The sequence below is a fragment of the Trueperella bernardiae genome (genome assembly GCF_030246965.1).
In the GTDB taxonomy this organism is placed as follows: Bacteria; Actinomycetota; Actinomycetes; order Actinomycetales; family Actinomycetaceae; genus Trueperella; species Trueperella bernardiae.
The window spans coordinates 1,019,938-1,046,335 of record NZ_CP127099.1; the positions used below are offsets into that span (position 1 = coordinate 1,019,938).

At 66.2% G+C, this 26,398-nt stretch carries 28 protein-coding genes; 4 read left to right on the plus strand and 24 right to left on the minus strand.

Annotation, left to right across the window (positions count from 1 at the left end):
- Positions 1 to 27 precede the first annotated feature (27 nt).
- On the minus strand, positions 28 to 1,236 hold the full coding sequence (gene glgA, locus QPC17_RS04740; protein ID WP_285347519.1) for a glycogen synthase: 1,209 nt from the start codon (positions 1,234 to 1,236) through the stop codon (positions 28 to 30).
- 107 nt (positions 1,237 to 1,343) lie between these two features.
- On the opposite strand from glgA, the gene glgC reads away from it, so the two are divergent.
- The 3 genes from glgC (at position 1,344) to QPC17_RS04755 (ending at position 3,820) form a co-directional block, all read left to right on the plus strand.
- Positions 1,344 to 2,591, plus strand: coding sequence for a glucose-1-phosphate adenylyltransferase (gene glgC / locus QPC17_RS04745; protein WP_062612629.1), 1,248 nt, complete (start codon positions 1,344 to 1,346; stop codon positions 2,589 to 2,591).
- Positions 2,592 to 2,688: 97 nt separating this feature from the next.
- Positions 2,689 to 3,615 carry a phosphoserine phosphatase SerB gene (gene serB / locus QPC17_RS04750; protein WP_236698634.1) on the plus strand — a complete coding sequence of 309 codons (927 nt, stop codon included), beginning with the start codon at positions 2,689 to 2,691 and terminating at the stop codon, positions 3,613 to 3,615.
- Between the two features lie 4 nt (positions 3,616 to 3,619).
- Positions 3,620 to 3,820, plus strand: a complete 201-nt coding sequence (locus QPC17_RS04755) for a DUF6767 domain-containing protein (protein ID WP_101923495.1) — start codon at positions 3,620 to 3,622, stop codon at positions 3,818 to 3,820.
- Positions 3,821 to 3,895: 75 nt separating this feature from the next.
- Here the strand turns inward: QPC17_RS04755 and QPC17_RS04760 are convergent, their stop codons facing one another.
- From QPC17_RS04760 to QPC17_RS04770, 3 genes are all read right to left on the minus strand, one after another.
- Positions 3,896 to 4,213, minus strand: coding sequence for a hypothetical protein (locus tag QPC17_RS04760; RefSeq protein WP_062612632.1), 318 nt, complete (start codon positions 4,211 to 4,213; stop codon positions 3,896 to 3,898).
- Between the two features lie 364 nt (positions 4,214 to 4,577).
- Positions 4,578 to 5,057, minus strand: a complete 480-nt coding sequence (locus tag QPC17_RS04765) for a SixA phosphatase family protein (protein ID WP_070445250.1) — start codon at positions 5,055 to 5,057, stop codon at positions 4,578 to 4,580.
- A 9-nt stretch (positions 5,058 to 5,066) separates the two neighbouring features.
- Positions 5,067 to 6,683: an ABC-F family ATP-binding cassette domain-containing protein gene (locus tag QPC17_RS04770; RefSeq protein ID WP_285347520.1), complete on the minus strand. Its 1,617-nt coding sequence runs from the start codon at positions 6,681 to 6,683 to the stop codon at positions 5,067 to 5,069.
- 96 nt (positions 6,684 to 6,779) lie between these two features.
- On the opposite strand from QPC17_RS04770, the gene ypfJ reads away from it, so the two are divergent.
- A complete protein-coding gene (gene ypfJ / locus QPC17_RS04775) occupies positions 6,780 to 7,658 on the plus strand; it encodes a KPN_02809 family neutral zinc metallopeptidase (RefSeq protein WP_285347521.1) in 879 nt (292 codons plus the stop codon).
- 5 nt (positions 7,659 to 7,663) lie between these two features.
- Here the strand turns inward: ypfJ and QPC17_RS04780 are convergent, their stop codons facing one another.
- The 20 genes from QPC17_RS04780 to QPC17_RS04875 all read right to left on the minus strand — a co-directional run bounded on the left by QPC17_RS04780 (position 7,664) and on the right by QPC17_RS04875 (position 26,175).
- Positions 7,664 to 8,020, minus strand: a complete 357-nt coding sequence (locus tag QPC17_RS04780; protein WP_062612641.1) for a rhodanese-like domain-containing protein — start codon at positions 8,018 to 8,020, stop codon at positions 7,664 to 7,666.
- A complete protein-coding gene (locus QPC17_RS04785; RefSeq protein ID WP_062612643.1) occupies positions 8,017 to 8,340 on the minus strand; it encodes a metal-sulfur cluster assembly factor in 324 nt (107 codons plus the stop codon). The genes QPC17_RS04780 and QPC17_RS04785 overlap by 4 nt, the downstream gene beginning before the upstream one ends.
- Before the next feature lie 16 nt (positions 8,341 to 8,356).
- Complete coding sequence (gene sufU, locus QPC17_RS04790) at positions 8,357 to 8,797, minus strand: Fe-S cluster assembly sulfur transfer protein SufU (RefSeq protein ID WP_062612645.1); 441 nt, start codon at positions 8,795 to 8,797, stop codon at positions 8,357 to 8,359.
- 4 nt (positions 8,798 to 8,801) lie between these two features.
- The gene (locus QPC17_RS04795) at positions 8,802 to 10,115 is read right to left on the minus strand and encodes a cysteine desulfurase (protein WP_062612647.1); all 1,314 of its coding nucleotides are present in this window, start codon (positions 10,113 to 10,115) and stop codon (positions 8,802 to 8,804) included.
- Entirely contained in the window at positions 10,115 to 10,864 is a 750-nt protein-coding gene (gene sufC / locus QPC17_RS04800) for a Fe-S cluster assembly ATPase SufC (RefSeq protein ID WP_062612649.1), read from the minus strand. The genes QPC17_RS04795 and sufC overlap by 1 nt, the downstream gene beginning before the upstream one ends.
- Before the next feature lie 32 nt (positions 10,865 to 10,896).
- The gene (locus QPC17_RS04805) at positions 10,897 to 11,205 is read right to left on the minus strand and encodes a Rieske (2Fe-2S) protein (RefSeq protein ID WP_062612650.1); all 309 of its coding nucleotides are present in this window, start codon (positions 11,203 to 11,205) and stop codon (positions 10,897 to 10,899) included.
- Positions 11,202 to 12,335 (minus strand): Fe-S cluster assembly protein SufD, encoded by a 1,134-nt coding sequence (gene sufD, locus QPC17_RS04810; protein WP_062612652.1) that lies wholly within the window; start codon positions 12,333 to 12,335, stop codon positions 11,202 to 11,204. The genes QPC17_RS04805 and sufD overlap by 4 nt, the downstream gene beginning before the upstream one ends.
- Positions 12,335 to 13,774: a Fe-S cluster assembly protein SufB gene (gene sufB / locus QPC17_RS04815; RefSeq protein WP_068539260.1), complete on the minus strand. Its 1,440-nt coding sequence runs from the start codon at positions 13,772 to 13,774 to the stop codon at positions 12,335 to 12,337. The genes sufD and sufB overlap by 1 nt, the downstream gene beginning before the upstream one ends.
- The gene (locus QPC17_RS04820) at positions 13,774 to 14,511 is read right to left on the minus strand and encodes a helix-turn-helix transcriptional regulator (protein WP_236698635.1); all 738 of its coding nucleotides are present in this window, start codon (positions 14,509 to 14,511) and stop codon (positions 13,774 to 13,776) included. Before QPC17_RS04820 ends, sufB begins: the two co-directional genes overlap by 1 nt.
- A gap of 170 nt (positions 14,512 to 14,681) precedes the next feature.
- Complete coding sequence (locus QPC17_RS04825; RefSeq protein WP_083200646.1) at positions 14,682 to 15,320, minus strand: NUDIX domain-containing protein; 639 nt, start codon at positions 15,318 to 15,320, stop codon at positions 14,682 to 14,684.
- A 9-nt stretch (positions 15,321 to 15,329) separates the two neighbouring features.
- The gene (gene murJ / locus QPC17_RS04830; protein WP_285347522.1) at positions 15,330 to 16,883 is read right to left on the minus strand and encodes a murein biosynthesis integral membrane protein MurJ; all 1,554 of its coding nucleotides are present in this window, start codon (positions 16,881 to 16,883) and stop codon (positions 15,330 to 15,332) included.
- Positions 16,880 to 17,680: a hypothetical protein gene (locus QPC17_RS04835; protein ID WP_083200647.1), complete on the minus strand. Its 801-nt coding sequence runs from the start codon at positions 17,678 to 17,680 to the stop codon at positions 16,880 to 16,882. Before QPC17_RS04835 ends, murJ begins: the two co-directional genes overlap by 4 nt.
- A complete protein-coding gene (locus tag QPC17_RS04840; RefSeq protein ID WP_068539265.1) occupies positions 17,677 to 18,729 on the minus strand; it encodes a copper transporter in 1,053 nt (350 codons plus the stop codon). Before QPC17_RS04840 ends, QPC17_RS04835 begins: the two co-directional genes overlap by 4 nt.
- 9 nt (positions 18,730 to 18,738) lie before the next feature.
- On the minus strand, positions 18,739 to 19,914 hold the full coding sequence (gene steA / locus QPC17_RS04845; protein WP_062612664.1) for a putative cytokinetic ring protein SteA: 1,176 nt from the start codon (positions 19,912 to 19,914) through the stop codon (positions 18,739 to 18,741).
- Between the two features lie 7 nt (positions 19,915 to 19,921).
- The gene (gene recN, locus QPC17_RS04850) at positions 19,922 to 21,616 is read right to left on the minus strand and encodes a DNA repair protein RecN (protein ID WP_285347523.1); all 1,695 of its coding nucleotides are present in this window, start codon (positions 21,614 to 21,616) and stop codon (positions 19,922 to 19,924) included.
- Positions 21,613 to 22,455 (minus strand): NAD kinase, encoded by an 843-nt coding sequence (locus QPC17_RS04855; RefSeq protein ID WP_062612668.1) that lies wholly within the window; start codon positions 22,453 to 22,455, stop codon positions 21,613 to 21,615. Before QPC17_RS04855 ends, recN begins: the two co-directional genes overlap by 4 nt.
- Positions 22,452 to 23,285, minus strand: coding sequence for a TlyA family RNA methyltransferase (locus tag QPC17_RS04860; RefSeq protein ID WP_062612670.1), 834 nt, complete (start codon positions 23,283 to 23,285; stop codon positions 22,452 to 22,454). The genes QPC17_RS04855 and QPC17_RS04860 overlap by 4 nt, the downstream gene beginning before the upstream one ends.
- Entirely contained in the window at positions 23,286 to 23,426 is a 141-nt protein-coding gene (locus tag QPC17_RS04865; protein WP_160326857.1) for a hypothetical protein, read from the minus strand.
- On the minus strand, positions 23,426 to 24,448 hold the full coding sequence (locus tag QPC17_RS04870; protein ID WP_062612671.1) for an HAD-IIA family hydrolase: 1,023 nt from the start codon (positions 24,446 to 24,448) through the stop codon (positions 23,426 to 23,428). The genes QPC17_RS04865 and QPC17_RS04870 overlap by 1 nt, the downstream gene beginning before the upstream one ends.
- Positions 24,445 to 26,175: a tetratricopeptide repeat protein gene (locus QPC17_RS04875; protein ID WP_285347524.1), complete on the minus strand. Its 1,731-nt coding sequence runs from the start codon at positions 26,173 to 26,175 to the stop codon at positions 24,445 to 24,447. Before QPC17_RS04875 ends, QPC17_RS04870 begins: the two co-directional genes overlap by 4 nt.
- Positions 26,176 to 26,398 lie beyond the last annotated feature (223 nt).

Here is a 26,398-nt window from a genome sequence, read left to right on the forward strand (position 1 = left end):
CGACCCTCCTCGCGATTGGTCCGACTCTTAGCGGCCGAGGATGTCGTCGTAGAAGGCCATGGTCTTCACCGCAATGGATTCCCACGAGAAGTGGTCTTCCACGCGCTTACGCCCGGCCTTACCCATCTCCTTGGCGCGCTCCGGATCAGCGACCATGTCCGCCAGCGCCTGGCCCAGGTCCTTTTCGAACTTGTCCGGATAAAGCGGCGTGCCCGTGCCGTCCTGCTTCTGCTCGATCGGGACGAGAGTGCCCGTCACGCCGTGATCGATGCAGTCCGGGATGCCACCGGAGGCCGTGCCAACCACCGGCAGGCCCACCGCCATCGCCTCCAAGTTGACGATGCCGAGCGGCTCGTAAACGGAGGGGGTGACAAAGGTGGTCGAGCACGATTCGAGGGCCACGATCTTGTCATGCGGTAGGTGCTCGTCGATCCAGACCACGCCGGCGCGCGTCTTTTGCAGCTCCTCCACGAGCGCCCGGGTCTCTTCCAGGATCTCCGGGGTATCCGGGGCGCCGGCGCACAGGATCACCTGCACCTCCTCCGGCACGTAGCGCAGGGCGCGCAACAGGCCCGGCACGCCCTTCTGGCGCGTGATGCGGCCGACGAAGATGATCGTGGGCTGATCAGGATCCAGGCCGTAGGAGCGGAAGTACTCGCGGGCCTTGTCCCACTCCTCCTGCGTCTGCGGGGCCTCCCAGTCATCGAGGTCAATGCCGTTGTGGATCACCCGCACCTTGTCCGGATCCACGTTCGGGTAGGCGCGCAGGATGTCGTCACGCATGCCGTTGGAGACGGCCACGATGCCGTCAGCCGCCTCGTAGGCGGTCTTCTCGATCCAGGACGAGACCTCGTAGCCGCCACCGAGCTGCTCACGCTTCCAGGGGCGCAGCGGTTCGAGGGAGTGGGCTGAGATGACGTGCGGGATACCGTACATGAGCTTGGACAGGTGGCCGGCCATGTTGGCATACCACGTATGGGAGTGGACGAGGTCCGCCTCCCCCGTCTTGTCGGCGATCAGAAGATCCACTCCCAGCGTCTTGAGCGTGCCGTTCGCGTCGGCCAGCTCAACCACATTGGTGTACCCGTGGACGCCCTCCTCCTCGCGCGGGCCATCGAAAGCGTGGACGTGAACCTCTGCGTGTGCGCGAAGAACCTTCGCCAATTCGGTGACGTGTACGCCCGCTCCGCCATACACGTGAGGCGGGTATTCGCGAGTGAGCAGATCGACTCTCATCGGGTTTCCTTTCCTAAAGATGAACGCCTCTTTAAGCCTATCGTCAAAGCTTGGGCAATTCGTTAGAACGGACAAATTCGTCGGCCCAACCGGATATGGTTAGGAATATGAGATCAAATCCACGTGTACTTGCCATTGTCCTTGCGGGAGGCGAAGGAAAGCGCCTCATGCCGCTTACGCAGGATCGCGCTAAGCCGGCGGTCCCTTTCGGCGGCACGTACCGCCTCATCGATTTTTCGCTGTCCAACATCGTCAACTCGGGCTACCTGAAGATCGTGGTGTTGACGCAGTACAAGTCGCACTCGCTTGACCGCCACATTTCCAAGACGTGGCGCATGTCGAGCCTGCTGGGCAACTACGTCTCCCCGGTCCCGGCTCAGCAGCGCGTGTCGAAGGAGTGGTTCTCCGGCTCGGCGGACGCGATCTTCCAGTCGCTCAATATCCTCGACGACGAGCGGCCCGATTACGTCCTTATCACGGGCGCGGACAACATCTACCGCATGGACTTCTCCCAGATGGTCCGCCAGCATATCGACACGGGCGTGGGGATGACGATTTCCGGTATTCGCCAGCCGATTGAGATGTCCACGTCTTTCGGCGTGATCGATACCGATCCGAACAACTCGAAGATGGTCCGCCAGTTCCTTGAGAAGCCCGCTCAGGTGGACGGCCTGCCGGATTCCCCGAACGAGATCCTCGCATCGATGGGTAACTACGTCGTCACCGCTGACGCGCTTTACCAGGTGTTGCACGAGGACGCGGACAACCTCGAGTCCAAGCACGACATGGGCGGCGACATCGTGCCGAAGTTCGTGGAGAACGGCGACTGCGGCGTCTACGACTTCACGTTCAACGACGTGCCCGGCTCCACCGAACGCGATCGCAACTACTGGCGCGACGTCGGCACGATCGACATGTTCCACGAAGCGAACATGGACCTCATCTCGGTCAACCCGATCTTCAACCTGTACAACGACAAGTGGCCGCTCTACACCGGCTACACCGGCCTTCCGCCGGCCAAGTTCGTCTACGGTCACCGCGAACGCCTAGGCCACGCGCTCGATTCGATCATCGCCCCCGGCGTCATCATCTCCGGCGGCGAGGTCCTCGGCTCGGTGCTTTCCCCGCATGTGCGTGTGAATTCGTGGTCTTCGGTACGCGATTCGGTGCTGTTCGACGGCGTCAACGTTGGCCGCAACGCCACCGTGGTCGGCGCAATCCTGGACAAGTATGTCCAGGTGGACGAGGGCGCCCAGGTGGGTATCGATCACGAACACGACCGGGCTCGTGGCTTCCACATTTCCGACGGCGGAATCGTGGTGGTCCCGAAGGGCATGCGCGTCACGATGCACTAAGCACATCGGCAGAAAGTGGGGGTAGCCTCGGGCGCCCCCACTTCGCTGTTAGTGACATGGCGAGACGTAGATGTGGCGCGGCGACTAGCCTAGAGGCATGTTGCATCGTTTCTCGCTCGTGGCCCCGCACCCCATCCCGGCATCGTTGTGCCATCATGTGCGGCTGGCGATTGAGGATGTGACCTCCGATTACGACGCGCGGCCGGTCGCCACAGTTGGCCTGCACGCCCACACCTGGCTCTTTGACGGCCCAGACGAGGACGCCCCGGGTAGCTACGGTTCGCGCTACGCTTCCCGTGCCGAGTTCTACGACGAGCTGCGCGGCCCGGCGATCGCGCTTGCGATCGATTCGGCGCTCATCGCCGGCCCGATGGCGAAGGCCGGCCCGGCGGCGATCGTCACTGATGTTGACTCCACGTTCATTACCACCGAGGTCATTGAGATGCTGGCGGCCCATGCCGGCGCCGAGGAGGAGGTCCGGGCGGTGACTGAGGCCGCGATGCGCGGTGAACTCGACTTTGCCGAGTCCCTGGCCCACCGGGTGGCCAAGCTCGCCGGCGTGAGCGAGGGGGTTTTCGGCCACGTGCTGGCCGAGGTGCAGCTGACCCCGGGCGCGCAGAGGCTCGTCAGGGCCGTCCACGCCCGCGGGGGCAGGTTCGGCCTGGTCTCGGGCGGCTTTACCGAGGTGGTCGGTCCGCTCGCGGAGCGCGAGGGGATCGACCGCTTCGTCGCGAACGGCCTCGAGGTCGAATCCGGCGCTCTCACTGGGCGCACCTACGGCCCGGTCATCGACAGCGCCGCCAAGGTCGCCGCGATCGAGGGCTGGGATCGCGAGTGGGGCATCGAACAGGATATGGTGCTGTGTGCCGGGGACGGCGCGAACGACCTGCCGATGATGCGACGCGCGGGGCTCGGCGTGGCCTTCCAGGGCAAGCCGATCGTGCGCGAGCAGGCCGACTGCGCGGTCAGCTTCCCGCGCCTGGATGCGATCGCGGCCCTCGTGGGGTGGGACATCGATGCCTAGTCCCATGTGTCCATTGCGTTTCGGGGAGCCGTGCACCCTGTGCCAGCTCTACGTGACGGGCCCGGAGGATTGCCAGACCGTCAAGCTCGTCATGGAGGATCCGGAGCTGCGCGCGGAGTGGGCGGCGCGCCGGGCCGAATACAACCGCGCCAAGCGGGGAGGCTCGACACAACCCCGGAACGTGGACCCACCCAGACCCATATAGCAATCGGCAACCGGTATATTCCAGAAAACTGTCGCGCCGCGACCCGCCCTACCTCGGTACCGATCTGCCCAGCGTTTAGCTATTGCCGCAGGACACTGGAGACTCTCTGCGGCATGACACAACGGACAGCCCAGCGCCGATCGCAGCCCCGAGGTTGAAGATCCACAGGAATCCCGTGGGCGCCAAGGCCATGATGCTAAAACCGACGACCATTGCCCACGGCGCGCTCTTGATCCACCCTGCACATACTGTGATCGCGCCGGCAACAGCCGCGATAACGAACGGGTAGAGTTCGGTGGTTCCGCCCTGGTAAATAAATGCGACGTACGTGCCGTAGGCAACACCGCCGAGCCCGAAGAGGAAGGCGATTGCGAGAGCGACGTTGAGTTTCATAGTATCGCCCTTCACCACGTACTAGAACTACTGGTCTTTGATGCCGTCGCCATATGCGTGCCGGGACAAGCGCGGCTTTGCCAAAATGATACCCAATGTGCCCCATTGAACTGAGAAGTGTGCGTATTGCGAAGTTCAATGGCCTGCCATCTTGAGGTGGCATTACACCAGAGCCAATCGGTATGGAACGTGCCCGAAGATCTACCGACCACAGTCGATGATGGCGTCCTATCCAGACGTGTAAGGGGCGGCTTGTTAGCGTGATTCCATGGCACACCGAATCATCTGTAGAGCCTGAATACCGCCCACGCTCGTGACGATGCATACGCCCGTCCCGTAGCTCTCAGGGCTACGCCTTGCGTTGCTACATCGGCGCCCGGATGAAGGCCTGCAGCGGGAGCGAACCAAGGGATAGCTCCTCCCACGCGTGACCGCCACCGAAGATCGCCGCCCCCGCCGTCGGGAAGCCCGAAGCGAAGCCGGCCTCGCCCACCCGGTCCCACAGCTGGTAGGACACGGCGGACATGGTCGGCTCGTGCCCGACCACCATGACCACCCGCCCATTTGCCGCCACGCGTAGCAGCTCCACGACGTCGTCCCCGCCGGCCGAATACAGGCTCGGCTCCACGAAGCGTTCCTTGACGACCAGTCCGCCCGAGGTCAACGACTCGAGGGTCTGGAGGGTGCGGGCGGCATCGGAGACGAAGAGCTGGTCGACCTCACCCACGGCGCGGTCGATCGCTCCCCCGACGAAGCCGGCCTGCCGGCGTCCGTGGTCGGTGAGCGGGCGGGCGTGATCGGGCGAGCCGTGTCCGGCCTTAGCGTGGCGCATGATGATGAGCATGGCTCCAGCCTAAGCCAAGGAGATGAGGTCGATGTAGTCATCAGACCACAGGTCCTCATCCCCGTCGGGCAGGAGGAGCACGCGCTCGGGTTCGAGCGCGCTGACGGCGCCCTCGTCGTGGGTGACGAGCACGACCGCGCCCTCGTACTTGCGCAGCGCGTCGAGGATCTTCTCCCGGGAGGCCGGGTCGAGGTTATTGGTCGGCTCGTCGAGGAGCAAGACGTTGGCGCCGCTGGCCACGATCGTGGCGAGGGCCAGGCGCGTCTTCTCGCCGCCGGAGAGGACGCCGGCGGGCTTGTCGGCGTCGTCGCCGGAGAAGAGGAAGGAGCCGAGCACCGTGCGCACGTCCGTGTCCGTGAACTCGGTGGGCGCGGCGCGGCGCATGTTCTCGTACACGCTGGCGCCGGTGTCGATGAACTCGTGTTCTTGGGCGTAGTAGCCGAGCTTGAGGCCGTGGCCGTCCTGGACCTCGCCTGTGTCGGGTTGCTCGACCCGGGCGAGCAGGCGCAGCAGCGTGGTCTTGCCGGCGCCGTTGAGGCCGAGGATCACCACGCGCGAGCCGCGGTCGATCGCGAGGTCCACGCCCGCGAACACCTCGAGCGAGCCGTAGGACTTGCTCAGCCCCTCGCCGCGCAGCGGGGTCTTCCCGCACGGCGCTGGCGTGGGGAAGCGCAGGTTCGCCACCTTCTCCGCCGCGCGCTCGGCCTCCAGGCCCTCGAGCATGCGCTCGGCGCGCTTTTCCATGTTCTGCGCCGCCACGGCCTTCGTGGCCTTGTAGCGCATCTTGTCGGCCTGGGCCATGAGGGCCGCGGCCTTCTTCTGCGCGTTTTGCCGTTCACGACGCCGGCGCTTCTCGTCCGTCTCGCGCTGGAGCACATACTTGTCCCAGCCCATGTTGTAGATGTCGAGCGTGGAGCGGTTCGCGTCCAGGTACCACACCGTGTTCACCGTCTCCTGCAGCAGCTGGACGTGGTGGGAGACGATGACGTAGCCGCCACTATAGGCCTTGAGCCAGTCGCGCAGCCATAAGATGGAATCATGGTCGAGGTGGTTGGTCGGCTCGTCGAGCAGCAGGGTCTCGGCGTCGGAAAACAGCACGCGGGCGAGCTCGACGCGCCGGCGCTGGCCGCCCGAGAGGGTCTCGAGCGGCTGGTCGAGCACGCAGTCGGGAAGCCCGAGGGCGGCGGTGATGCGGGCGGCCTCCGAGTTGGCGGCCCATCCCCCGGCGGCGGTGAACTCCGCGTCCAGGCGCACGTAGCGTTCCATCGCCTTTTGCTGCTTGGGGCCGGTGAGGGTGGACATCTCGCGCTCGGCACGGTTGATCCGGGCGATCATCTTCTCAATCCCGCGCACCGACAGGATCCGTTCGCGCGCGATCTGCGTAAGGTCCCCCTCGCGGGTGTCCTGGGGCAGGTAGCCGACCTTGCCGCGCCGGTGGATCGCTCCCCCGCGTTCGACGACGTCGGAACTCGCCTCCTCGCCAGCCAGCAGGCGCAGCAGCGTGGTCTTTCCGGCGCCATTTCGCCCCACCAGCCCGATCCGCTTGCCGCGGTCGACGTTGAGGGAGACCTCGTTGAGGAGGACGCGCTCGCCGATGCGCATGTGAACGTTGAGTCCCTGAATCATTACCCCAGTCTAACGGGAGCGGGCTTGCGCGCCCGAGTCAGTACTTGTCGGATGGGCAGGATAGACTCGTGGCAAAGAACACGAAAGGGGCCTGGCATGACCTTCAATGACAACGCTCAGCTCAACACATCCGGGGTGAGCAGGGGCCGACGCGGCGCCGCAGTTGGCGGAATCGGAGGCTTTGGCCTGGTGGGAGTGGTCATCTACTTCCTCCTCACCGGCACCCTGCCCGATTTCGGCCAGTCCTACCAGGCACCCGTCCAGAGCGAAGACACGTCGGCAAGCCTGGAGCAGATGTGCCAAACGGGCGCAGACGCCAACAAGTACGTGGAGTGCCGCATGGTGGGCGGGAAGAACTCCATCGACGACTTCTGGGGCCGCCAGACCCCCGAGGAGCTGGGTATCCGCTACCGCCCGGCCTCGCTCAACCTCTTCTCCGGCCAGGTCTCCACCGCGTGCGGCGCGGGATCATCGCAAACCGGGCCCTTCTACTGCCCGGGCGATCAGACGATCTACATCGACGTCACGTTCTTCGACCAGCTCGAAAGCCTTGGCGCGGACAACGCCCCGCTGGCCCAGCTTTACATCCTTGCCCACGAATACGGCCACCACATGCAGCTGCTGACGGGCGACTTGAACAAGATCGATCATCGCTCCAGTGGCGAGGACTCCTCTATGGTCCGCTCCGAGCTGCAGGCCGACTGCCTGGCGGGCGCCTGGATCCACAACGCCGCCGCCACCACCGATGCCAACGGCAATACGTTCATGAAGCAGCCCACCCAGGAGGAGTTGCGTGCCGCGCTGAACGCCGCCCAGGCCGTGGGCGATGACCGGATCTACGAAAACGCGGGCCTGCAGGCCAACCCGGACAACTTCTCCCACGGCTCTGCCGAGAAGCGCATGGAGTGGCTCACCCGCGGTATCAACGGGGGCACATACGAAACGTGCGACACCTGGAGCGTCGCACATCCGTAAAGCGTCTACTTGACGATCGAGATCCCGGTCGCCTCGGCGGCCTCTTCGAGTGAGCCAAGGTTGACCACGTCGGTGAATCCTTGCTCCTCCATGTGGGCCTTGGCCTGCCCGGCGCGGTTGCCCGAGCGGCAGTAGAGCAGGTACTGCTCGTCCTTATCGAGCTCCGCGATCCCCGACGCGAATTCCCCGGAATTCCAATCGAGGTGGAGGGCGCCATCCAGGTGGCCGGCGTCGTACTCCTCGAGGGTGCGTACGTCGATCACCACGGCGTCGCCCGAAAACTCCTCCGAGGTGATCGGCGAATTGGACGAGCAGGCGCTCAGGCTCAACATGAGAGCGGCAAGAGCCGCGACGCGTCTCATACGTTGAAGCCTAGGGCTCGCAGCTGGTCGCGCCCGTCGTCGGTGATGCGCTCCGGGCCCCACGGCGGGAGCCACACCCAGTTGATCCGGAGGTCATCCACGAGCCCGGCCACCGCCTGGCGCGCCTGCTCCTCAATGACGTCAGTGAGCGGGCATGCGGCTGAGGTAAGGGTCATGTCCGCGATCGCGGTGTTGCCATCGAGCGTGACGCCGTACAGCAGGCCGAGGTCAACAATGTTGATGCCCAATTCGGGGTCGATGACGTCGCGTAACGCTTCTTCGATGTCTGCGACGTTCGGTGGTGTCTGAGTCACTGCCATCTCCTATTTCTTGGCCCTACTCGAGGGCCTGGTCCGTTGCGTCGCGCAATGCCATCCATCCCAGCAGCGCGCATTTGATTCGCATGGGGAACTTGGAGACGCCTTGGAAGGCCGAGGCGTCCTCGAGCAGGTCGGCGTCCTCGTCCGAGATCGCCCCGCCCTGCTGGTCCATCATGTGGCGGAAGGTGTGGTAGAGCAGGTCGAATTCCTCCACCGTCTTGCCGTCCACGAGCTCGGCCATGATCGAGATTGACGCCTGCGAGATCGAGCACCCGTGCCCGTCCCAGGCCAGGGCGATCTTGCCGTCCTCGATGTTGACCTGCATGGTGACCTGGTCGCCACACGTGGGGTTGACCTGGAAGGATTCCCCCGCCGGGTCGGTCAGGCTCCCTTCGCCGTGGCGTTCGCGCGCGGCGTCGAGAATGATCTCCTGGTACATCTGTTCGAGTTCGTTCATCGCCTCAATCCTTTAGTCCAAAGAACGAGCGTACACCGGAAAGTACCTCGAGGAACACGTCGACTTCTTCCGCCGTGTTGTAGGGCCCGAACGACGCGCGGCTGGAGGCGTGAACTCCGAAGTGGGCGTGGACGGGCTGGGCGCAGTGGTGGCCCACCCGGATCGCGATGCCCTTCGAGTCGAGCACCTGGCCGACGTCGTGCGGGTGGACGCCGTCGACGTCGAAGCTGACGATACCGAGCCGGTCGCCGGCGTCGGTGGGGCCAAGCACGCGCACGCCCGGGATCTTCGCCATTCCCTCGAGCGCGCGGGCCGTGAGGGCGGCCTCGTGCTCCTCGACCCTGTCCATCCCGATATTCATGAGGTAGTCGGCGGCCACTCCCATGCCCACGGCCTGCGCAACCGGCTGCGTGCCAGCCTCGAAGCGCGCCGGCGGCATCGCGAACGTGGTCTTGTCCATGGTCACGATCTCCACCATCGACCCGCCCGTGAGGAACGGCGGGAGTGCCTCGAGCAGCTCCTTACGCCCGTAGAGCGCGCCGATGCCGGTGGGGCCGAGCATCTTGTGCCCGGAAAAGACGGCGAAGTCCACATCGAGTGCGTGGAAGTCCACCGGCATGTGCGGCACCGACTGGCACGCGTCCATGACGACGACCGCGCCCACGCCCCGCGCCAGCTCCACGATCCGCGCCACGGGCGCGACGACGCCGGTCACGTTGGCCACGTGGGCGTAGGCAACTACCTTCGTGCGCTCATCGACGATCCCGTCGGCAATCCCGCGGTCGACGTCGATCCGCCCGTCCTCCGTCAGCTCGAACCAGCGCAGTTCGGCACCGGTGCGCAGGCACAGCTCCTGCCACGGGATGAGGTTGGCGTGGTGCTCGGCGCGGGTGATGACGATGTTGTCGCCCTCCCGCAGCGTCATCCGCTCCTGAGCCCGACGCAGCTTCTCCGCGTGCTTGCGCCCGCCGCGAATCACGGACTCCCCGCGCCCGCGCGAGATGTCGTCGAACGCGTAGGCAACGAGGTTGAGGGCCTCGGTGGAGTTTTTCGTCCACACGATCTCATCCGTATCGGCGCCGACAAAGCGCGCCACCGACGCGCGGGCCCCTTCGTAGGCCTCCGTGGACTCGGCGGCCAGCTGGTGGGATCCGCGCTTGACCGCGCCGTTGTGGTGCAGCTCCTGGCGGTCGACGGCGTCGATCACCACCTGCGGCTTTTGCGACGTGGCGCCAGAATCAAGATAAACGAGGGCCTCCCCGCCCTGCATACGACGTTGCAGGACGGGGAAATCCTCTCGCGGAGCAACAGAGTGCATTACTTCTCGAAACGCTCGTAACCCTCGGCCTCAAGCTGATCGGCGAGCTCGGGGCCGCCCGAGAGCGCCACGCGGCCGTCCACGAACACGTGCACGTGATCGGGCTTGATGTAGCGCAGGATGCGGGTGTAGTGGGTGATGAGCATGATGCCGTTGCCGTTGGTGGCATGGACACGGTTGACGCCCTCGGACACGAGGCGCAGCGCGTCGATGTCGAGGCCCGAGTCGGTCTCGTCCAGGACGGCGAACTTCGGCTTGAGCATCTCCATCTGGAGAACCTCAAGGCGCTTCTTCTCACCGCCCGAGAAGCCGACATTGACGTCGCGGCCGGCCCACTCCTTCTCCACCTTGAAGTTCACCATCGCCTCATCCAGCTCCTTGACCCACTGGCGCAGCTTGGGGGCCTCGCCGTCGATCGCGGTCTTGGCCGAACGCAGGAAGTTCGTGACGGTCACGCCCGGCACCTCCACCGGGTACTGCATGGCGAGGAACAGGCCAGCCTTGGCGCGCTCGTCGGCGGTGAGCTCAACGATGTTCTCCCCATCGAGGAGGATCTCGCCCTCGGTGATGGTGTAGCTCGGGTGGCCCGCGATCGCGTAGGCGAGCGTAGACTTGCCCGAACCGTTCGGGCCCATGATGGCGTGGATCGCGCCGTGCTCGATCGTCAGGTCAACGCCCTTGAGGATCGGCTTGGGGCCCTCGGCGGTCTCAACGGACACGTGCAGGTTCTTAATTTCGAGAGTAGACACGAGTTTTCTTCTTTTCTCTTGAGGATCAATAGTTACAGCGTGAGGAGGACGCTTTCGCCGTCCACCCGCACCGGATAGGTCTGGATCGGCACGGTGGCCGGTGGGGAGAGCGGCTCGCCAGTTTCCACACTGAAAGCCGCGCCATGACGGGTGCATTCGATTTCGTCATCGAAGACCTCGCCCAGGGAGAGCTTGAAACGCCCGTGCGAGCACTGATCATCCATGGCGAACCAGCGCCCGGCCTCCGTGTGGATCACCGCGATGTCCTTGCCATCCATGGTGAATCCCTCCACGGTTCCGGGTGCCACATCCGACACGGAGCAGATTGGCCGTTCGCTCATTCGGCAAGCTCCAGCACGATGTCGAGTTCCTTCTCAATGGACTCCATGAGCTTGGACTGCACCGACTCCACGCCGATCTGGTTGATGAGCTCGGCGAAGAAACCGCGCACTACCAGCCGGCGCGCCTGATCCTCCGGGATGCCGCGCGAGCGCAGGTAGAACAGCTGCTCATCGTCGAAGCGGCCGGTGGCAGAGGCGTGGCCGGCGCCCTCGATCTCGCCCGTCTCGATCTCCAGGTTCGGCACGGAGTCGGCGCGCGCGCCCTCGGTAAGGACCAGGTTGCGGTTGAGCTCATAGGTGTCCGTGCCCTCGGCGTTGGGCTGGATCAGCACGTCGCCGATCCACACCGAGTGCGCGTCATCGCCCTGCAGCGCGCCCTTGTAGGTGGCGTTCGACTTGCAGTTGGGCTGGTTGTGGTCCACGAGCAGGCGGTTTTCGATGTGCTGGCCGGCGTCCACGAAGTAGGCGCCCAGCAGGTTGACCTCGCCGTTTTCGCCCCCGAAGTCCACCGACGTGGTGGTGCGCACCAGGTCGCCGCCGAGCGAAACCACGATGTGCTTGAGGTTGCCATCCCGGGCCACGTGGGCGCGATTGGAGGAGGTGTGGACGGCGTCGTCGTCCCAATCCTGGATCGTGACGAAGGTCAGGTGCGCGCCGGACTCGACGTCGATCTCGATACCTTCGGCGAGCCGCGCCGAGCCGACGTGGTTGACCACAACAGTGGCCTCGGAAAACGGCTGGGCATCGATGAGCAAGTGGAGGGCCGACACGTCCTTCAAACCGGAGCCGTTGATGGTCACCACGACCTCGCGCTCCAGCTTCGTATCCTTCGGAAGGGTGAGGACGTAGGCATCTTTCGAGCTGTTCCAGGCGAGGGCGGCCACGCGGTCCTCCGGGGGCATGATGCGGCCGAGGCGGTCGTCGTCGTGCGTCACCTTCTCCAGCAACGACGGCTCGGAGGCACTGATGGCCGGGAGCTCGCCGGAGACCTCGTCGGCGAAGAAGTCCTCCATGCGCTCGAGCGGGGTGAAGCGCCACTCCTCCTCCGTGCCCTGCGGGACCGGGAAGTCCCCCAGGTTAAAGGAGAGCAAACGCTCCGCTCGAGACGCTGCGGGTTGAATGGTAGTCATCAGCCAACGGATCCTTCCATCTGAAGAGCAATAAGGCGGTTAAGTTCGAGCGCGTATTCCATCGGGAGTTCGCGGGCGATCGGCTCGACGAAGCCGCGCACGATCATCGCCATCGCCTCTGTCTCCTCGATTCCGCGGCTCATAAGGTAGAACAGCTGATCGGCCGACACCTTCGACACGGTGGCCTCGTGGCCCATCTCCACGTCGTCGGTACGCACGTCCACGTACGGGTAGGTGTCCGAACGCGAGATCTGGTCGACCAGCAGCGCGTCACAGAGCACGTTCGACTTCGAGTGGCGCGCGTTCTCGTTAACCTGGACCAGGCCGCGGTAGGAGGAGCGCCCGCCGCTGCGCGCCACGGACTTCGACACGATCGAACTGTGCGTATTCGGTGCGTTGTGCACCATCTTCGAACCGGTGTCCTGGTGCTGGCCCTCGCCGGCGAACGCGATCGAGAGGGTCTCGCCGCGCGCCTGCTCGCCCATGAGGTAGACAGCCGGGTATTTCATCGTCACCTTCGAACCGATGTTGCCATCGATCCACTCCATGGTGCCGCCCTGCTCGACCATCGCGCGCTTCGTGACGAGGTTGTAGACGTTGTTCGACCAGTTCTGGATGGTCGTGTAGCGCACGCGCGCGTCCTTCTTGACGAAGATTTCAACGACGGCGGAGTGCAGCGAGTCCGACTTGTAGATCGGGGCGGTACACCCCTCCACGTAGTGGACCGAGGAGCCCTCGTCGGCGATGATGAGCGTGCGCTCGAACTGGCCCATGTTCTCCGTGTTGATGCGGAAGTAGGCCTGGAGCGGGATCTCAACGTGGACTCCCTTGGGGACGTAAACGAACGAGCCGCCCGACCACACGGCCGAGTTGAGGGAGGCGAACTTGTTATCGCCCAGCGGGATCGCGGTGCCGAAGTATTCTTCGAAGATCTCCGGGTATTCCCTCAAGCCCGTGTCGGTGTCCAGGAAGATGACGCCCTGCTCTTCGAGGTCCTCGCGGATCTTGTGGTAGACCACCTCGGACTCGTACTGGGCGGCGACGCCGGCCACCAGGCGCTGCTTCTCAGCCTCCGGGATGCCCAGGCGGTCGTAGGTGCGCTTGATGTCCTCCGGGAGGTCCTCCCAGGTGGTGGCGGTCTTCTCCGTGGAGCGCACGAAGTACTTGATCTGGTCGAAATCGATGCCGGTCAGGTCGGCACCCCAGGTGGGCATGGGCCGACGCTCGAACATCTTCAGCGCACGCAGGCGCTTGTTCAGCATCCATTCCGGCTCGTTCTTCAGCGCGGAAATGTTGCGCACGACATCTTCGTTCAGGCCGCGCTGAGCGGACTCAGCTGCCGGATCCTTGTCATGCCACCCGTACTGGTAATTGCCAATGGAGGCAATCGTTTCTTCCTGGGTCAAACCCTCGTTTGTACCCGGTGCGGTTTGGGTCATCAGTTTCCTTCCGAGACGCCGCCGTGGGGCGGTGTAGTTGTTGCGCGTTCCGTAGAGCGCGACGATCGTGAACGAGTTCGCAAATTCTTGGGTAGCCCGAGCGGGATATTCGTGGTGCACACGTGCCCGCCCGCGGCGATGGTGGACAGTCGTTGAATCGGGACGTCGAGGAGGCGCGCGAAGGCCTCGGTTTCTGCCTCGCACAAGAGCGGGTAGTCCTCGGCGCTCTCGTGGATTGGGCAGTGGCCCTGGCAGATCTGGATGGCCAGCGCGTTCGGCCCGCCGCGGCGCAGGGTGGCCACGTACCCGTCGCGGTTGAGGGCGTCAGTGAGCGCGGCAGCGCGGACAGCTGGGGTGGTGCCGGCGGCGTCGAGGATCGGCCCGTAGCGCTTGACGAGCGATTCGGCGCGCGCCTGAATGAAGGCCTCCAGGCCCTCTTCGCCCATGGCGTTGCGGACGAACTCGAGCGCGTTACCTGCCAGGTCGGAATATCCCTGGCCAAGCTGGCTCTGACCCTCGGCGGTTGCGACGTACTTGCGCGACGGGCGGCCGCGCCGGGCGTGAGCGCGCACCGGGGCGTCGTATTCTTCGATGAAGCGGTCCTCCACGAGCACTCCGATGTGGCGACGCACGGCCGCGGGGGTGAGGACGAGGATCTTGGCAAGTTCCCCGGCGGTAATCGGCCCGCGTTCGACGATCAGACGCAGAATCTGCCCGTACGTTCCTTGGTCATTCACTCGCTTCACCTCCTTGCGCCATTAAGAAACATGATCGTTGCTTTAATGTGAAATCTCAAGTCGACCCGCGGGCAGCGACACCGTACATACTCACATTCGCAGTGCGCGAAGAAGGCGCCAAGTAGCGGCCCTCATGCGAGAGCGGGCGCGCGCCTCGGGGCGTCGGAGCGCTAGTTCGTCAGCGGGAGGCGAACCTCGTCGTCGGCCTTGAGACCGCGGCTGAGGGAGACGTTCGCGGCGAGTATGCCCGCCACCAGGCTGGGGCTGGACAGCTCCTGGCGTAGCACGGCGTTCGTGACCGCATTCAGCCCGCACCACTCGACCACGATCTCGGCCTCCTCCTCTCGTCGGGTAAAGGACGGCGAGGGCCGGTGGGTGAGGTCGAAGGCGAGGAACACCCCCAGGTCCTCATCCGACACCCCGGGCGAGGTGACGAAGTTGATCACGCGGTACCAGGAGGTGGCCACGTAATCCGTCTCCTCCTGCAGCTCGCGGGCGGCCGTCAGCACCTCGGCCTCCCCCTCCGCATCCCGCAGGCCCGCGGGGATTTCCCACATGATACGCCGCGGCGCGTGGCGGTACTGGCGAATGAGGAGCACGTCCCAGTCCTCCCCCGGCGACTCCGAGGGGCGTAGCGCGACAATCGCCACGGCGTCGTCGTGATTCATCCACTGCCGGCGCGCCCGGTCGCCGGCCGCGAACTCGATCTCGTCGTCAAAGATGGTGAAAATCGGGCCGCGGAAGCGCTCCACACGGTCGGTGAGGCGGACGTGGCCCGGGGCGGGAATATCGCGCAGTTCAGGTTTCACTCTTCCAGCCTAACGCGTGAGGCTGGCGAGCGCCTGGCGGTCGGTGGCGTACAGGGCCGCGGCGGAGGCTCCAATGATCACGACGCCGCCCGCGCATGCCGCACCCAGCGCCGCAGGTATCGAGCTGCTCCCGGCGAGGACCCACTCGACGAGTGGCCAGGCACCCGCTCCTGCGAGGGCCACGACCGGGGCGAGGAGCAGGGAGCGGGCAATCCCGGCGAGGGCCTGAGGGCCGAGCGAGGCCCGGATCATGGCGAGCACCGCCACGCCGCCGACCGTCAGCCCCACTGACATGGCGATCCCGATCCCGGTGAGCGTTCCCGTGCGTCCACCCATCCCGGCCGCGTGCATGATCGCGAGGCAGACCACCACGGCGCCCCAGCCCACCGAGTTGGCGAGGATGACACGGCGCGCCTCTCCACGCGCGTAGAGCACCCGAACGCCGTGGTAGAGCAGCGAAAAGCCGATGAGGCCCACGGCCATCGACCGCATGGCGGCATCGAGCCCTGCGATGTCGCGCCCCACCTCGAGCACGATCTTCGCCGGCCGCGCAAGCACGATGAGAAGGGCCGCGCAGACGATCCCCATGGCGAGCACCAAGCGCGTGGACTGGGCCACCAGCCGCTGCAACTGATCCCCCATCGCGGCCGAGATCCGGGGGAAGGTGACGGTGGCGATGGGAACGGCCAGCACGGCATAAGGCACCATGAAGATGGCGTAGGCGTAGTTGAAGGCGGCGTACGTGCCCGAATCACCCGCGTGGTTGGCGCTGAGCATGATCGCGATGATGGCGATCTGCTGGGCGGCGAGCGCCCCGAGGCCGGCCGCCCCGAGGCGCAGGGTCTCGCGTCCCACACCCGACGGGAACGTGAAGGTTGGCCGCAGGCGCACGTACCGCCCTGCCACCGCGAGCTGGGGCAGGGAGAAAAGCACCACCCCGAGCGTCGTCCCCCAGGCCAGCAGGGCGACGTCGGCGCCCGTGAGCTCCCCGGGGTCGGCGAAGGCCGGCACCCGGGTGGCGTAGAGCAGGAACATCGCGGTAACCGACAGCGAGGACAGGAGCGGGGAGAGCGCGGGCCAGAAAAAGCGGTCGTGGCTGTGGAGCACGCCCGTGGCCACCACCGACAGCCCGTAGAGCGGCACCTGGACGGCGAACACACGTAGCAAGAGCGCGGCCAAGTGCTGGGTGGCCGGGTCGGCCTGGGGCAGGAGCAGGGCGGTGAGTGGGCCGGCGAGGAGCGCCACGACGACCGCAACGCCCGTGCCCACGCTCATAATCCACGTGGCGAGCGCGGAGGCGGTCTGCCCCACCAACCGCTTGTCCCCGCGCGTGACGAAGCGGGACAGGATGGGGATAACTGCGCCGGCCAGCGCGCCGCCGGCAGCCACTTCGAACAGCACGTTCGGCACGGTGTTTGCCGTGTCGTAGGCGGTGGCGATGGCGGAATCGGACAGGGCCCACGATTGGGAGAGCTTGCGCAGCAGGCCGAAGACGCGCGAGAAAAGCGTGAGGGCGGCCACCAGCCCGGCCGCCCCGGCAAGTGCCCGCCCCGAGCGCATCATGCCCGGCCCAGGTTATCGAACTCGCGTAGCACCGGCGTGTTCTCGATGACAGCCGAGAAGGAGACCTTTTCCGAGGCCGCGGTCAGCGCGATGAGCCCGGCAACGGCCGCGCACTTGCTCCGCATCGGCAACGCGGTGAGTGCCACGCCGAGGTGCGCGCCGATCGCGTTGGCGCCCAGGTCACCGAGCATCTTCTTCCCCAGCAGGTCCTCACGGATGCCCGCCTGCGCGGCCCCAAGTGAGACCTGCGCCAACGGCGTGGCCGGAAGGGCGGCGCAGGCTGCAAGTGAGGCAACCTTGCGGGCGCGGCCCGGGCGCAAATCGAGCAGATTGATGAAGTTGGCACTGAGCGCGATGAGGGCGGCATCCAGCGCCTTCTCCCCCGAGTGCGTGCCCGTAAGGGCCCCCGCGCCCAGCGCGCCCGCTCCGATCGCCGCAATCTTCAGCAGGCCCGAAGTCAGCTTACCCTCTTTCAGCGCGCCCAGGTGCCCGTGAAAACCCTTGCCTTGGGCGGGAAAGCGATCCTCCAGATGGTCATCGATGTAGCCCGCGCCGGCCGCGGCGAGCGTGGCAACAAGCGTAGCTGTCGACTGCCGCGCACCCGCCCGCATCCCCGTCACGGGACAGGGCAGCGCGGCCACCAGCGTGCCCGCCAGCAGGCCGGCCGCCGTCTCCAGACCGCCCGTCAGCGACACCTTCCGTCCGGCGAAGTTCGTCCGCTCCCAGCCCGGCAGCCGCCTCGCCAGCCCGTGGCGCGCCACGACACTACCGGCTATCGCGCCGGCCACACCCATCATGCGTTATCGGCTTCGTCCGACTCCCCCGCATCAGCGGGCTCCTCGGCAGGCTGCGAATCCTCGCTCGGATCTGCCGCGGGCTCCTCGGCAGGCTCAGCAGGTTCGGCAGGCGCCGCCTGGGCGGGGGCCTCCGTGCGAGCTCCCATGATCGCCTGGGCGCCCGCGTCGAGGCCAAGGTGGACCAGCTGGTCTCGAAGTTCGTTCGCCACCGCGATCGCCGCGTTGATCTGGCCGACCACGGTGTCAGGCGAGTCGATCGTCGACACCGGCGCCCCGGCCTCGCGCAACACCTTCACCACGTCCGTGTCCGAGTTCGCCGCGCCCGCCACCGCGGCAGGCCCGCGCGTGCCGAGCTCGGTGACGAGCGCGCTCAATGTCTGGGTGGTGTACTGCTGCTGGGCCACCGCGTCGGCGTCGGCGTCGGCGGGCATGTCGACGTCGGGCGCGAAGACGAGCACCGCGTCAGCGGCCTCCCCCAGGCCGTCAATCGCAAGCATCGGCGTGTCCGTGCCCGTCATGAGACCGGCCAACGTGTCGTGCTTGGCGGCCCCCTCGCGCACGAGCGCGTTGAGCGCCTGCGCAAGCACCAGGTTTGTATCGGCGTCGTCGGCCACGCCCGGCACGTAGGAGCGGATCTGGTCGGAGAAGGTGGAGCGGAACGACGTCGTCGACGCCGCCGTCCATGCCTCCGTCACACTCGCCTGGCCGGTCACCTTGGCGCCCGCGAGCTCAAGCTTGGCGCGCGCCGCGCTCACATCGGCCTCCACCACGCCCGGTAGTACGACGATCGCCACAGTGCGGCCCGTCAGCGTGCCCTCCACTAGGCTCGGCGCGATCTCATTGAATGCCTGGTCCTGGGAGTCGATGGTCTGGGCGAGGTCCGTGTTTTCCTGCTTGAGGTTCTCGTTCGTCACGCGCAGGTCAGCCACCTGGCCCTGCAGCACGTTGCCGATCGAGTTCTGCAACGGCCCTGCTCCCAGGATGATCCCGATCGCGAGGGCGAAGAAGACGGAGATGAGCGAAACTAAGTGATACCTAAAATCAACCACGATGAGACCCTAAAATAGATTCTTGATCCAGATGATCAGATCAGACCACCACACGTTACTCAGGTCGAACGCGATCCGCCCAAGCTCCGTGGCGGACACCGCCGCGACCACGCCGGCCACCCCGGCGATGATTAGCAACGCGATCTGCCAATTCGAGATGCGCGACCTGTAGAGCCGGCTCACGCCGCGCGCGTCAACCAGCTTCGAACCGACCTGAAGACGGGTCAGGAACGTCGAAGCCATGCCCCGCCTGCCCTTGTCCAGGAAGTCCATGAGATTCGAGTGCGTGCCCACGGCAACCAGCATGCTGGCGCCCTTGCCGTCGGCCAGCAGCATCGCGATGTCCTCCGACGTGCCGGCCGCCGGGAAGATCACGTGCTCCACGCCCAGGTCCTCCACGCGCTTCTCCCCCGGCGCGTTCCCGTCGCGGTAGGCGTGCACCACGACCTCGGCGCCCGAGCGGATCGCCTCATCCGACACCGAATCCATGTCGCCAATCACCATATCGAGCTTGTATCCGGCCTCGAGCACGGCGTCGGCGCCGCCGTCCACGCCCACGATAATCGGGCGGTACTCGCGAATGTAGGGGCGCAGCGTGCGCAGGTCTTCCTTGTAATCGTGCCCGCGCACCACGATCAGCACGTGGCGCCCCTCAAACTGTGTGCGCACGGCCGGCATTCCCGCGCCGTCCAGGATGAGGCTCTGTTCCTTTTCCAGGTACTCCATCGTGTTGTTCGCGAACGCCTTGAGCTGCACGGTCATCCCAGCCCGGGCCGTGGTTTGGTTCGCGTCGATGGTCTCCTGGGTCTGCACGTCGCCGTGGCTGATAAGCGTGGTACCGCGGTAAACCTCACCCTCGGGCGTAATGCGTAGCGAGTGGCCCTCGTGGATGTCCATGATCCCCGAACCCAGGTTATCGATCACCCAGATGCCGGCGTCGTGCAAAATCTGCGGGCCCATGTTGGGGTAGCGGCCCGAGGTGGACTTGGCGGCGTTCAGCACCGCGGCCGGCTGCTTTTCCACCAGGCCCTCGGCGGCCACGCGATCGATATCCTCATGGTCGATCACCGCGATCTCGCCTGGGCGCAGGCGTTTGACTAGATTCTTCGTGCGCGAATCGACCCGGGCGACTCCCGTGAGCTCCCCCGTTGCGATCTCCTCGACACGACGACGCTTAAACATCATGCCTTCATCATGACACAACAGCACCCGCAATGAGCTCAGCCGCGTGCGTGCGCGCCACCTCCGATTCGGCGTGCCCGGACAGCATTCGCGCCAGTTCCGACACCCGCTCCTCGCCCTCGACCACCACGACGTCCGTGGAGGTCGTCACGCCCTCGCTCTTCTTCGCGACCACGACATGGTGGTTCGCGTACGCCGCCACCTGTGCCAGGTGGGTGACGGTAAGGACCTGGCTGGCACGTCCCACCTTCGCCAGGCGCTCACCCACCGAAAGCGCCGTCTTTCCGCCGATTCCAGCGTCCACCTCATCGAAGATGAAGGTGTGGTCGGGGCGCGGGTCGGCATTGACGGTGACTTCGAGGGCAAGCATGATGCGCGAGACCTCGCCGCCCGAGGCGGCCACGCTGAGCGGCAGGTCCGGGGCTCCGCGGTGGGCGCGCAGGAGGAAGCTCACCGAATCGATGCCGTGGCGCGCCGGCTCCTCTCGCGGCTCAACCGCAACGCTAAATGTGGCGTCTTTCATGGCCAGATCGTGCAGCTCGGCCGTGACCATGGCCCCGAGTTTCTCGCCCGCGGTGCGGCGGGCGGCCCGGAGCTTGCGACCGGCGTCCATGAGCGTCTTGTGTGCCGCGCGCACCTGCTCCTCGAGCTGTGCCAGGTGCTCCTCGGGCGCCGCGAGCTGGGCGAGCTTGGTGTCGGCCGCGCCGCGCTCGGCCAGGATCTCCTCGACCGTCATCCCGAGGTCACGCTGGAGGGAGCGCAGCTCGGCGCGCCGGGCGTGGATGGAGTCGAGCTCCTCCGGGTCGGCGTCCAGCCCCGACAGCTTCACGCCGAGCGCGTTCGTCACGTCCGAGGCCAGCAACGAGACCTCGCGCAGCTGATCCGATAGGGCGCCCAATTCAGCGTCGGCGTCGCGAACCTGCGCCAGCAGCTCGGCCGCGGCGTCGATCGCGCCGAGCGCCCCGGCGTCGTCGGAACCGGACAGCGCCGCGATCGAGCCCGCCATCGCCGAACGCAGGTCCTCAACGTTCTCGAGCACGAGCGCGCGGGCCTTGAGCTCGTCCTCCTCGCCGGCGCGCGGCTCGACGGCATCCACCCGCTTGACCAACGCCTCCAGCGCCAGCCGCTCGGCGGCCGCCTGGCGCATGTCCGCCTTGAAGTCCGCTAGCAGCTCCTCGCTCTCCCGCGAGGCCGCCCACGCCGCCTCGTAGCCTGCGCGGGCCGCGGCGAGCTTCTGCCCGCCGAACGCGTCGAGCGCGTGGCGCTGCTGGGCCTCCGAACGCAACTTGAGCTGGTCGGCCTGGCCGTGGACGGTGATGAGATGCTCGGCGATCTGCTCAAGCAGCTTGACCGGCACCGACTGCCCACCCGCATACGCGCGCGACCGTCCCTTCGCCGGCACGTGCCGCGCCAAGATCACGGCCGCCTCGTCGCCCTCGACGTCGACGACGCCACCCGCGTTTTCCACCAGCTCCACCACCGGCGAGTCGGCGCGGACCACGAAGGTGGCCTCGACGCTCGCAGCCGTGGCGCCCTGGCGCACCCGGTGAGGCTCGGCCTTGGCTCCCATGAGCAGGCCGAGCGAGGTCAGCGCCATGGTCTTGCCCGCGCCCGTCTCGCCCGTAATCGCGGTCATCCCGCGCGAAAGATCAACGTGGGCGGACTCGATGACGCCCAGATTCGAGATACGCAGTTCGTCGATCACGCCTCATCCTTTGGTCGGCGCCAGCCCTCAACCGGAAGGTGGAACTTGCGCACCAGCCGCCCGGAGAAGGGCGAATCGTTGAGGCGGGCGAGCCGCACGGGGTGGCCGCCCTTGACGGCCGTGATGAGCGAGCCCTCCGGCGCCTCGATGTTACGCCGCCCGTCAAACCACACCACGGCGTTATCGGAGCGGATGTAGACCTCGAGCGTCGACTCCTTCGACACCACCAGTGGCCGGGCGAAGAGCGCGTGGGCCGCGATCGGGGTGAGTAGGAGCGCCTCCACGTCCGGCCACACGATCGGGCCGCCGGCGGAGAAATTGTAGGCGGTGGAGCCCGTGGGCGTGGACAGGAGCACGGCGTCGGCCTTGAACGAGGACAGCCCGCGGCGGTCCACCCCGATGTCGGCCTCGATCATGCGCATGTGCGGGCCCTTCTCCACCGAGGCCTCGTTCAACGCCCAGTCGGTCTTCGTGGAGCCGTCGGGGAAGGTGACCGTGACGTCGATCGTGAGGCGGGAGTCAACCGTCCACTTGCGCGCCACCACCGCCTGGACCACCAGGTCAAAGGCCTCCGGGTCCTCCTCCGCGAGGAAGCCGACGTGGCCAAAGTTGATGCCGAGGATCGGTGTCTCGTACGGGCGGGCCAGCTCGGCGGCCCGCAGGATCGTGCCGTCCCCGCCGATGACGAGCAGGAGGTCGGCGTCGGGAAGGCGATCCAGGTCCTCGTCCACCCAGAAAGAGTCGGCGCCCGCGGCGGCGAGCCGGTCACGCGCGACCCGCGCCTCGTGGCGCGCCTCGTCCCGGCGCTCGTGCGTGACGACTCCTACGCAAACACTCACTGGCCCTCCCAACGCGCGCCGGCCGGCCCCGAGGCCACCGCGTCCTCGATGGCCGCCTCGAGCCGATCACCCAGGTCGGTCCCACCGGCTTTCATGTGCAAGAAGTATTCTACATTCCCCGCCGGCCCGGGTAGCGGGGAGGGCGCCACCGCGCATACCGCCAAGCCCGACTCGCGCCCCGAGCGCGCCACATTGAGTACCGTTTCGACATGATGGGCCGGGTCGCGCACCACCCCGCCCGCGCCCAGGCGTTCCTTGCCGATCTCAAACTGCGGCTTGACCATGAGCAGGAAGTCCGCCGTATCACTCGCACAGCGGGCAAGCGCCGGAATGACCAGGGTGAGCGAAATGAACGACAGGTCCCCCACCACCAGGTCCGGCGCCGGCGCCACGTCCTCGGGTTGGAGCGTGCGCACGTTCGTCCGCTCCATCACCACGACGCGCGGATCCTCCCGCAGCCGCCACAGCAACTGGCCGTAGCCGACGTCGACAGCGAGCACCTCACTCGCCCCGCGGCGCAGTAGCACGTCAGTGAAACCGCCCGTCGAGGCGCCAGCATCCAGCGCACGCACCCCCTTCACCCGTGGCGCGTCCGCGCCCAGGTAGTCGAGCGCGCCGATGAGCTTGTAGGCACCGCGCGAGGCGTAATCGTCCCGCTCGCCCTCCTTGACCACGAGCGGCAACGCCGGGTCCATCTGTCGGGCCGGTTTCGTCACCTCCATCCCGTCGAGATACACCCTGCCGGCATGGATGAGGTCCGCCGCCTCCGAGCGCGAACGCGCCAGCTTGCGGCGGACCAACTCGGCGTCCACCCGAATGAGCTTGGCCATCTACGCCTGCGCCCGATTCAGCCGGATCGTCAGCTCCTGGTGAATCTTCTCCAGGTCCGCGATCTGCTCCTCGCGCTCCTTGCTAGGGAGCGCCTCGAGGGTTTGGGCCACGTTGATGCGCTGCGGCATCGGGGTACTCATCAGCGCACGACCTTCAGCTCCGGCAGCCACGCCAGCTCCTCGCGCGGCGTGCCCTCGTCGATCGCGTGCCACACGGCCGCCACCGCCGCCCGGTACTCGTCGAGCGTGACGGTGGCCGCGGCATCGGCGTCGTTGATCACCAGACGGCCGGCCTCCAGGCGCGCCCGTGCCCCGCGGCACACGAAGTCCTCGCCCTCGGCGACGACGGCCGGGGCCGGCTCGCTCAGGTCCGACATGTCGATCGCCAGGTAGGTGGGGCGCTCGGAGTCGATGGCGAGCATGATGTCGCGCGCCTGGCTCACGCCCGTAAGTACGTGCAAGGACGGCAGGCCGCCCGCGTTCGCGCCCGCGATGTCGGTGTTGAGGCGATCGCCCACGCACAGCGGGTTGGCCGCCGCCGTCTCCTTCATCGCCAGGCGGTACATGTCCGGTGCGGGTTTGCCCGAGCTCAACGGCTGGACCCCGGTGGCATGGATGACCGCCGCCACCATCGACCCACACCCCAGGTACTGCCCGCGCTCAAGCGGCAACGTCGCATCTAGGTTGGTGGCCACGTACAGCGCGCCGGCCCGGATCGCCAGCGCGGCCTCGGACAGCTCACGCCACGACAGGTCCTTCGACAGGCCCTGGATCACCGCGTCGGGCTGATCGTCGGCCGACTCCACCACCTGCAGGTCCGTGCGCTCCAGCTCGTAGAAGAGGCCCTCAGTGCCGAGCGGCAGCACCTTCGAACCGGGCGCCACGTGCTCGAGCAGCTGGGCGACGCCCGTGCGTGAGCTCGTGTAGATCTCCTCGTCTGCCGCCTCGATCCCCACGGCCTCAAGCTTCTTCGAGACCGACGGTGGGGATGCCATCGAGTTGTTCGTAATGAACGCCTGGCCCACGCCCTTGGCACGCGCCTGCGCGAGGCTCGCCGCCGCGTTCTCTACCGGGAGCGTGCCACGGTAGCACACCCCGTCCAGGTCGAGGAACAGGTAGTCGAATGCGTCAATCAGCGGCTTGTCAGTATTTCCCAGACTCATGCGTCCTCCTCATTCAGATCCAATTCCTGGTCCTCCTCGAGCGCGACGTCAAGGGCGTCACCGAAAAGGTCGTCCTGGACGAACTCTTCGTCCGCTTCTGCCTCCGCTTCGGCTTCTTCCGCGGGCGCCTCAGGCTCAACGACGTCGGCCTCAACAGGTGCGAGCTCAGGATCGACCAGCTCATCGCGCACGACCTCGTCGGCGTTATCCTCCAGCTCGTCGGCTAGCTCCTGGGCGAGTTCCTCCTCAAGCTCGGCCTCGAAGTCGGTCGCATCGTTAACCTCGAGGGCCTCTGAGAGCTCCGAGTCCTCATCGGCCTCAGGATCCTCCACATCGGCGGACTCAGCCTCATCGGAGGAATCCGAGGTGGTGTCAGCTCCGGCGACCGGCTCGACATCGTCAAGCACGTCGTCGAGGTCAACCATGATGTCGCCACCCTCGCCCTCGTAAATCGGCGCCCAGGTGGCGCGCAGCTCCTCGGCCTCGTCCGCGCGGCCGAGCTCCTCAAGGCGGTCGGCCTTGATCAGCTGGACGCGCGCGGCAAGCTCCTCCGGCAGATTCTCCACGATGATTTTCTCCAGGACGGACAGGCCGCCCTCAGAGTTTCCGGTCTCCGCACGCGCGCCGGACGTCACCAGCGCCAACTCGATCTGTCCCTCCGCCTTAAGGCGCTGCAGCGGGATGCCCTCGATGAAGCGCAGCGCCTTCTCGGGTCGGCCCAGGCCACGCTCGGAATCGGCCTCAAGGGGAACGTGCGTGTAATCGTCGCTCATGCGACGGTAGGTGCGTAGCTCGCGCAGCGCTTCCGAGTAGCGCCCGGTAGCGTAGGCCGTAAGGCCGAGTGCCTCGCGCACAACATCGATGCGAGCCGCGCTCTTGTAGGCGGCACGTGCGTGCTCATAGGCGATCTCCGGGTCGATATCAAGCATCTCGCCGGCGTAAACCAGGTGGCGGGCAACGCGCTCGGCGTTGTCCTTGTTGAGCGAGCGTAGCTGCTTGCGTGCACCGGCATCGAGCGCGTCCGCCGTGATGGATTCAGGGATCTCAAGCCTGTCCTGCTCGACATTGCGGCGGACCTGCTCCTGATTGCCAGCCTCGTCGAAACGCTTCTCACGGCGCTCGTCTCGTTCACGATTCCAGTTGCCGTGCCGGCGGCCGTCGCGATCCCAGGACCCACGGCGGTCATTGCGATCGTTCCGGTCACGATTCCAATTACCCCGTCGATCATCACGGCGGTCATTGCGATCCCGACTCCAATTACCATCACGACGGTCGTTACGGTCTCGGTTCCATTTGCCACGATCATCACGCCGATCATCACGGTAGGAAGGACGACGATCCTTACGGCGCTCGGAGCGCTCATTGCGATCCCAGGAAACCCAACGATCATTGCGGTCGTCATTGCGGCTCCAGTTGCCACGTTTGCTACCGCGGTCATCTCGGTCCCAGTTACGACGCTCGCTGCGGTCGCGGTACCAGTTACCCTCGCGGCGGTCGTTACGGTCGCGATTCCAATTACCACGATCATCGCGCCGCCCCTGGCGGTCGTCGCGATCCCACGAACCACGCCGATCATTACGATCATTACGGTCGCGGTTCCACGAGCCCTGACGGTCACGATCCGACCTAAAGCCTTGCCGACCTCCGGAACGCTTCGAGGCCGAGTTCCACCCAGAGGAACGGCGCTCGCCACGCTGGGAGTTGTCGGAGTTATCGTATTGAGACATAGATTCCTCACGGTTTAAGTTTTCAAACAACAGCATTCAACGCTTCTAGCCTACCGGAGATAGCGCCTGCGAATCCGATCGATCGCTGTAAGACGCATGACACCGGCTGCTCGGTAGATCAGACGCTCGGCGGGTGCGGCAGCGTACACGGCGCCGCTTCGGACGGTCAAGCTTGAGTCCTCCGCCGCGCCGTGACGACCACCAGAAGCATCCTGCCCAGCGC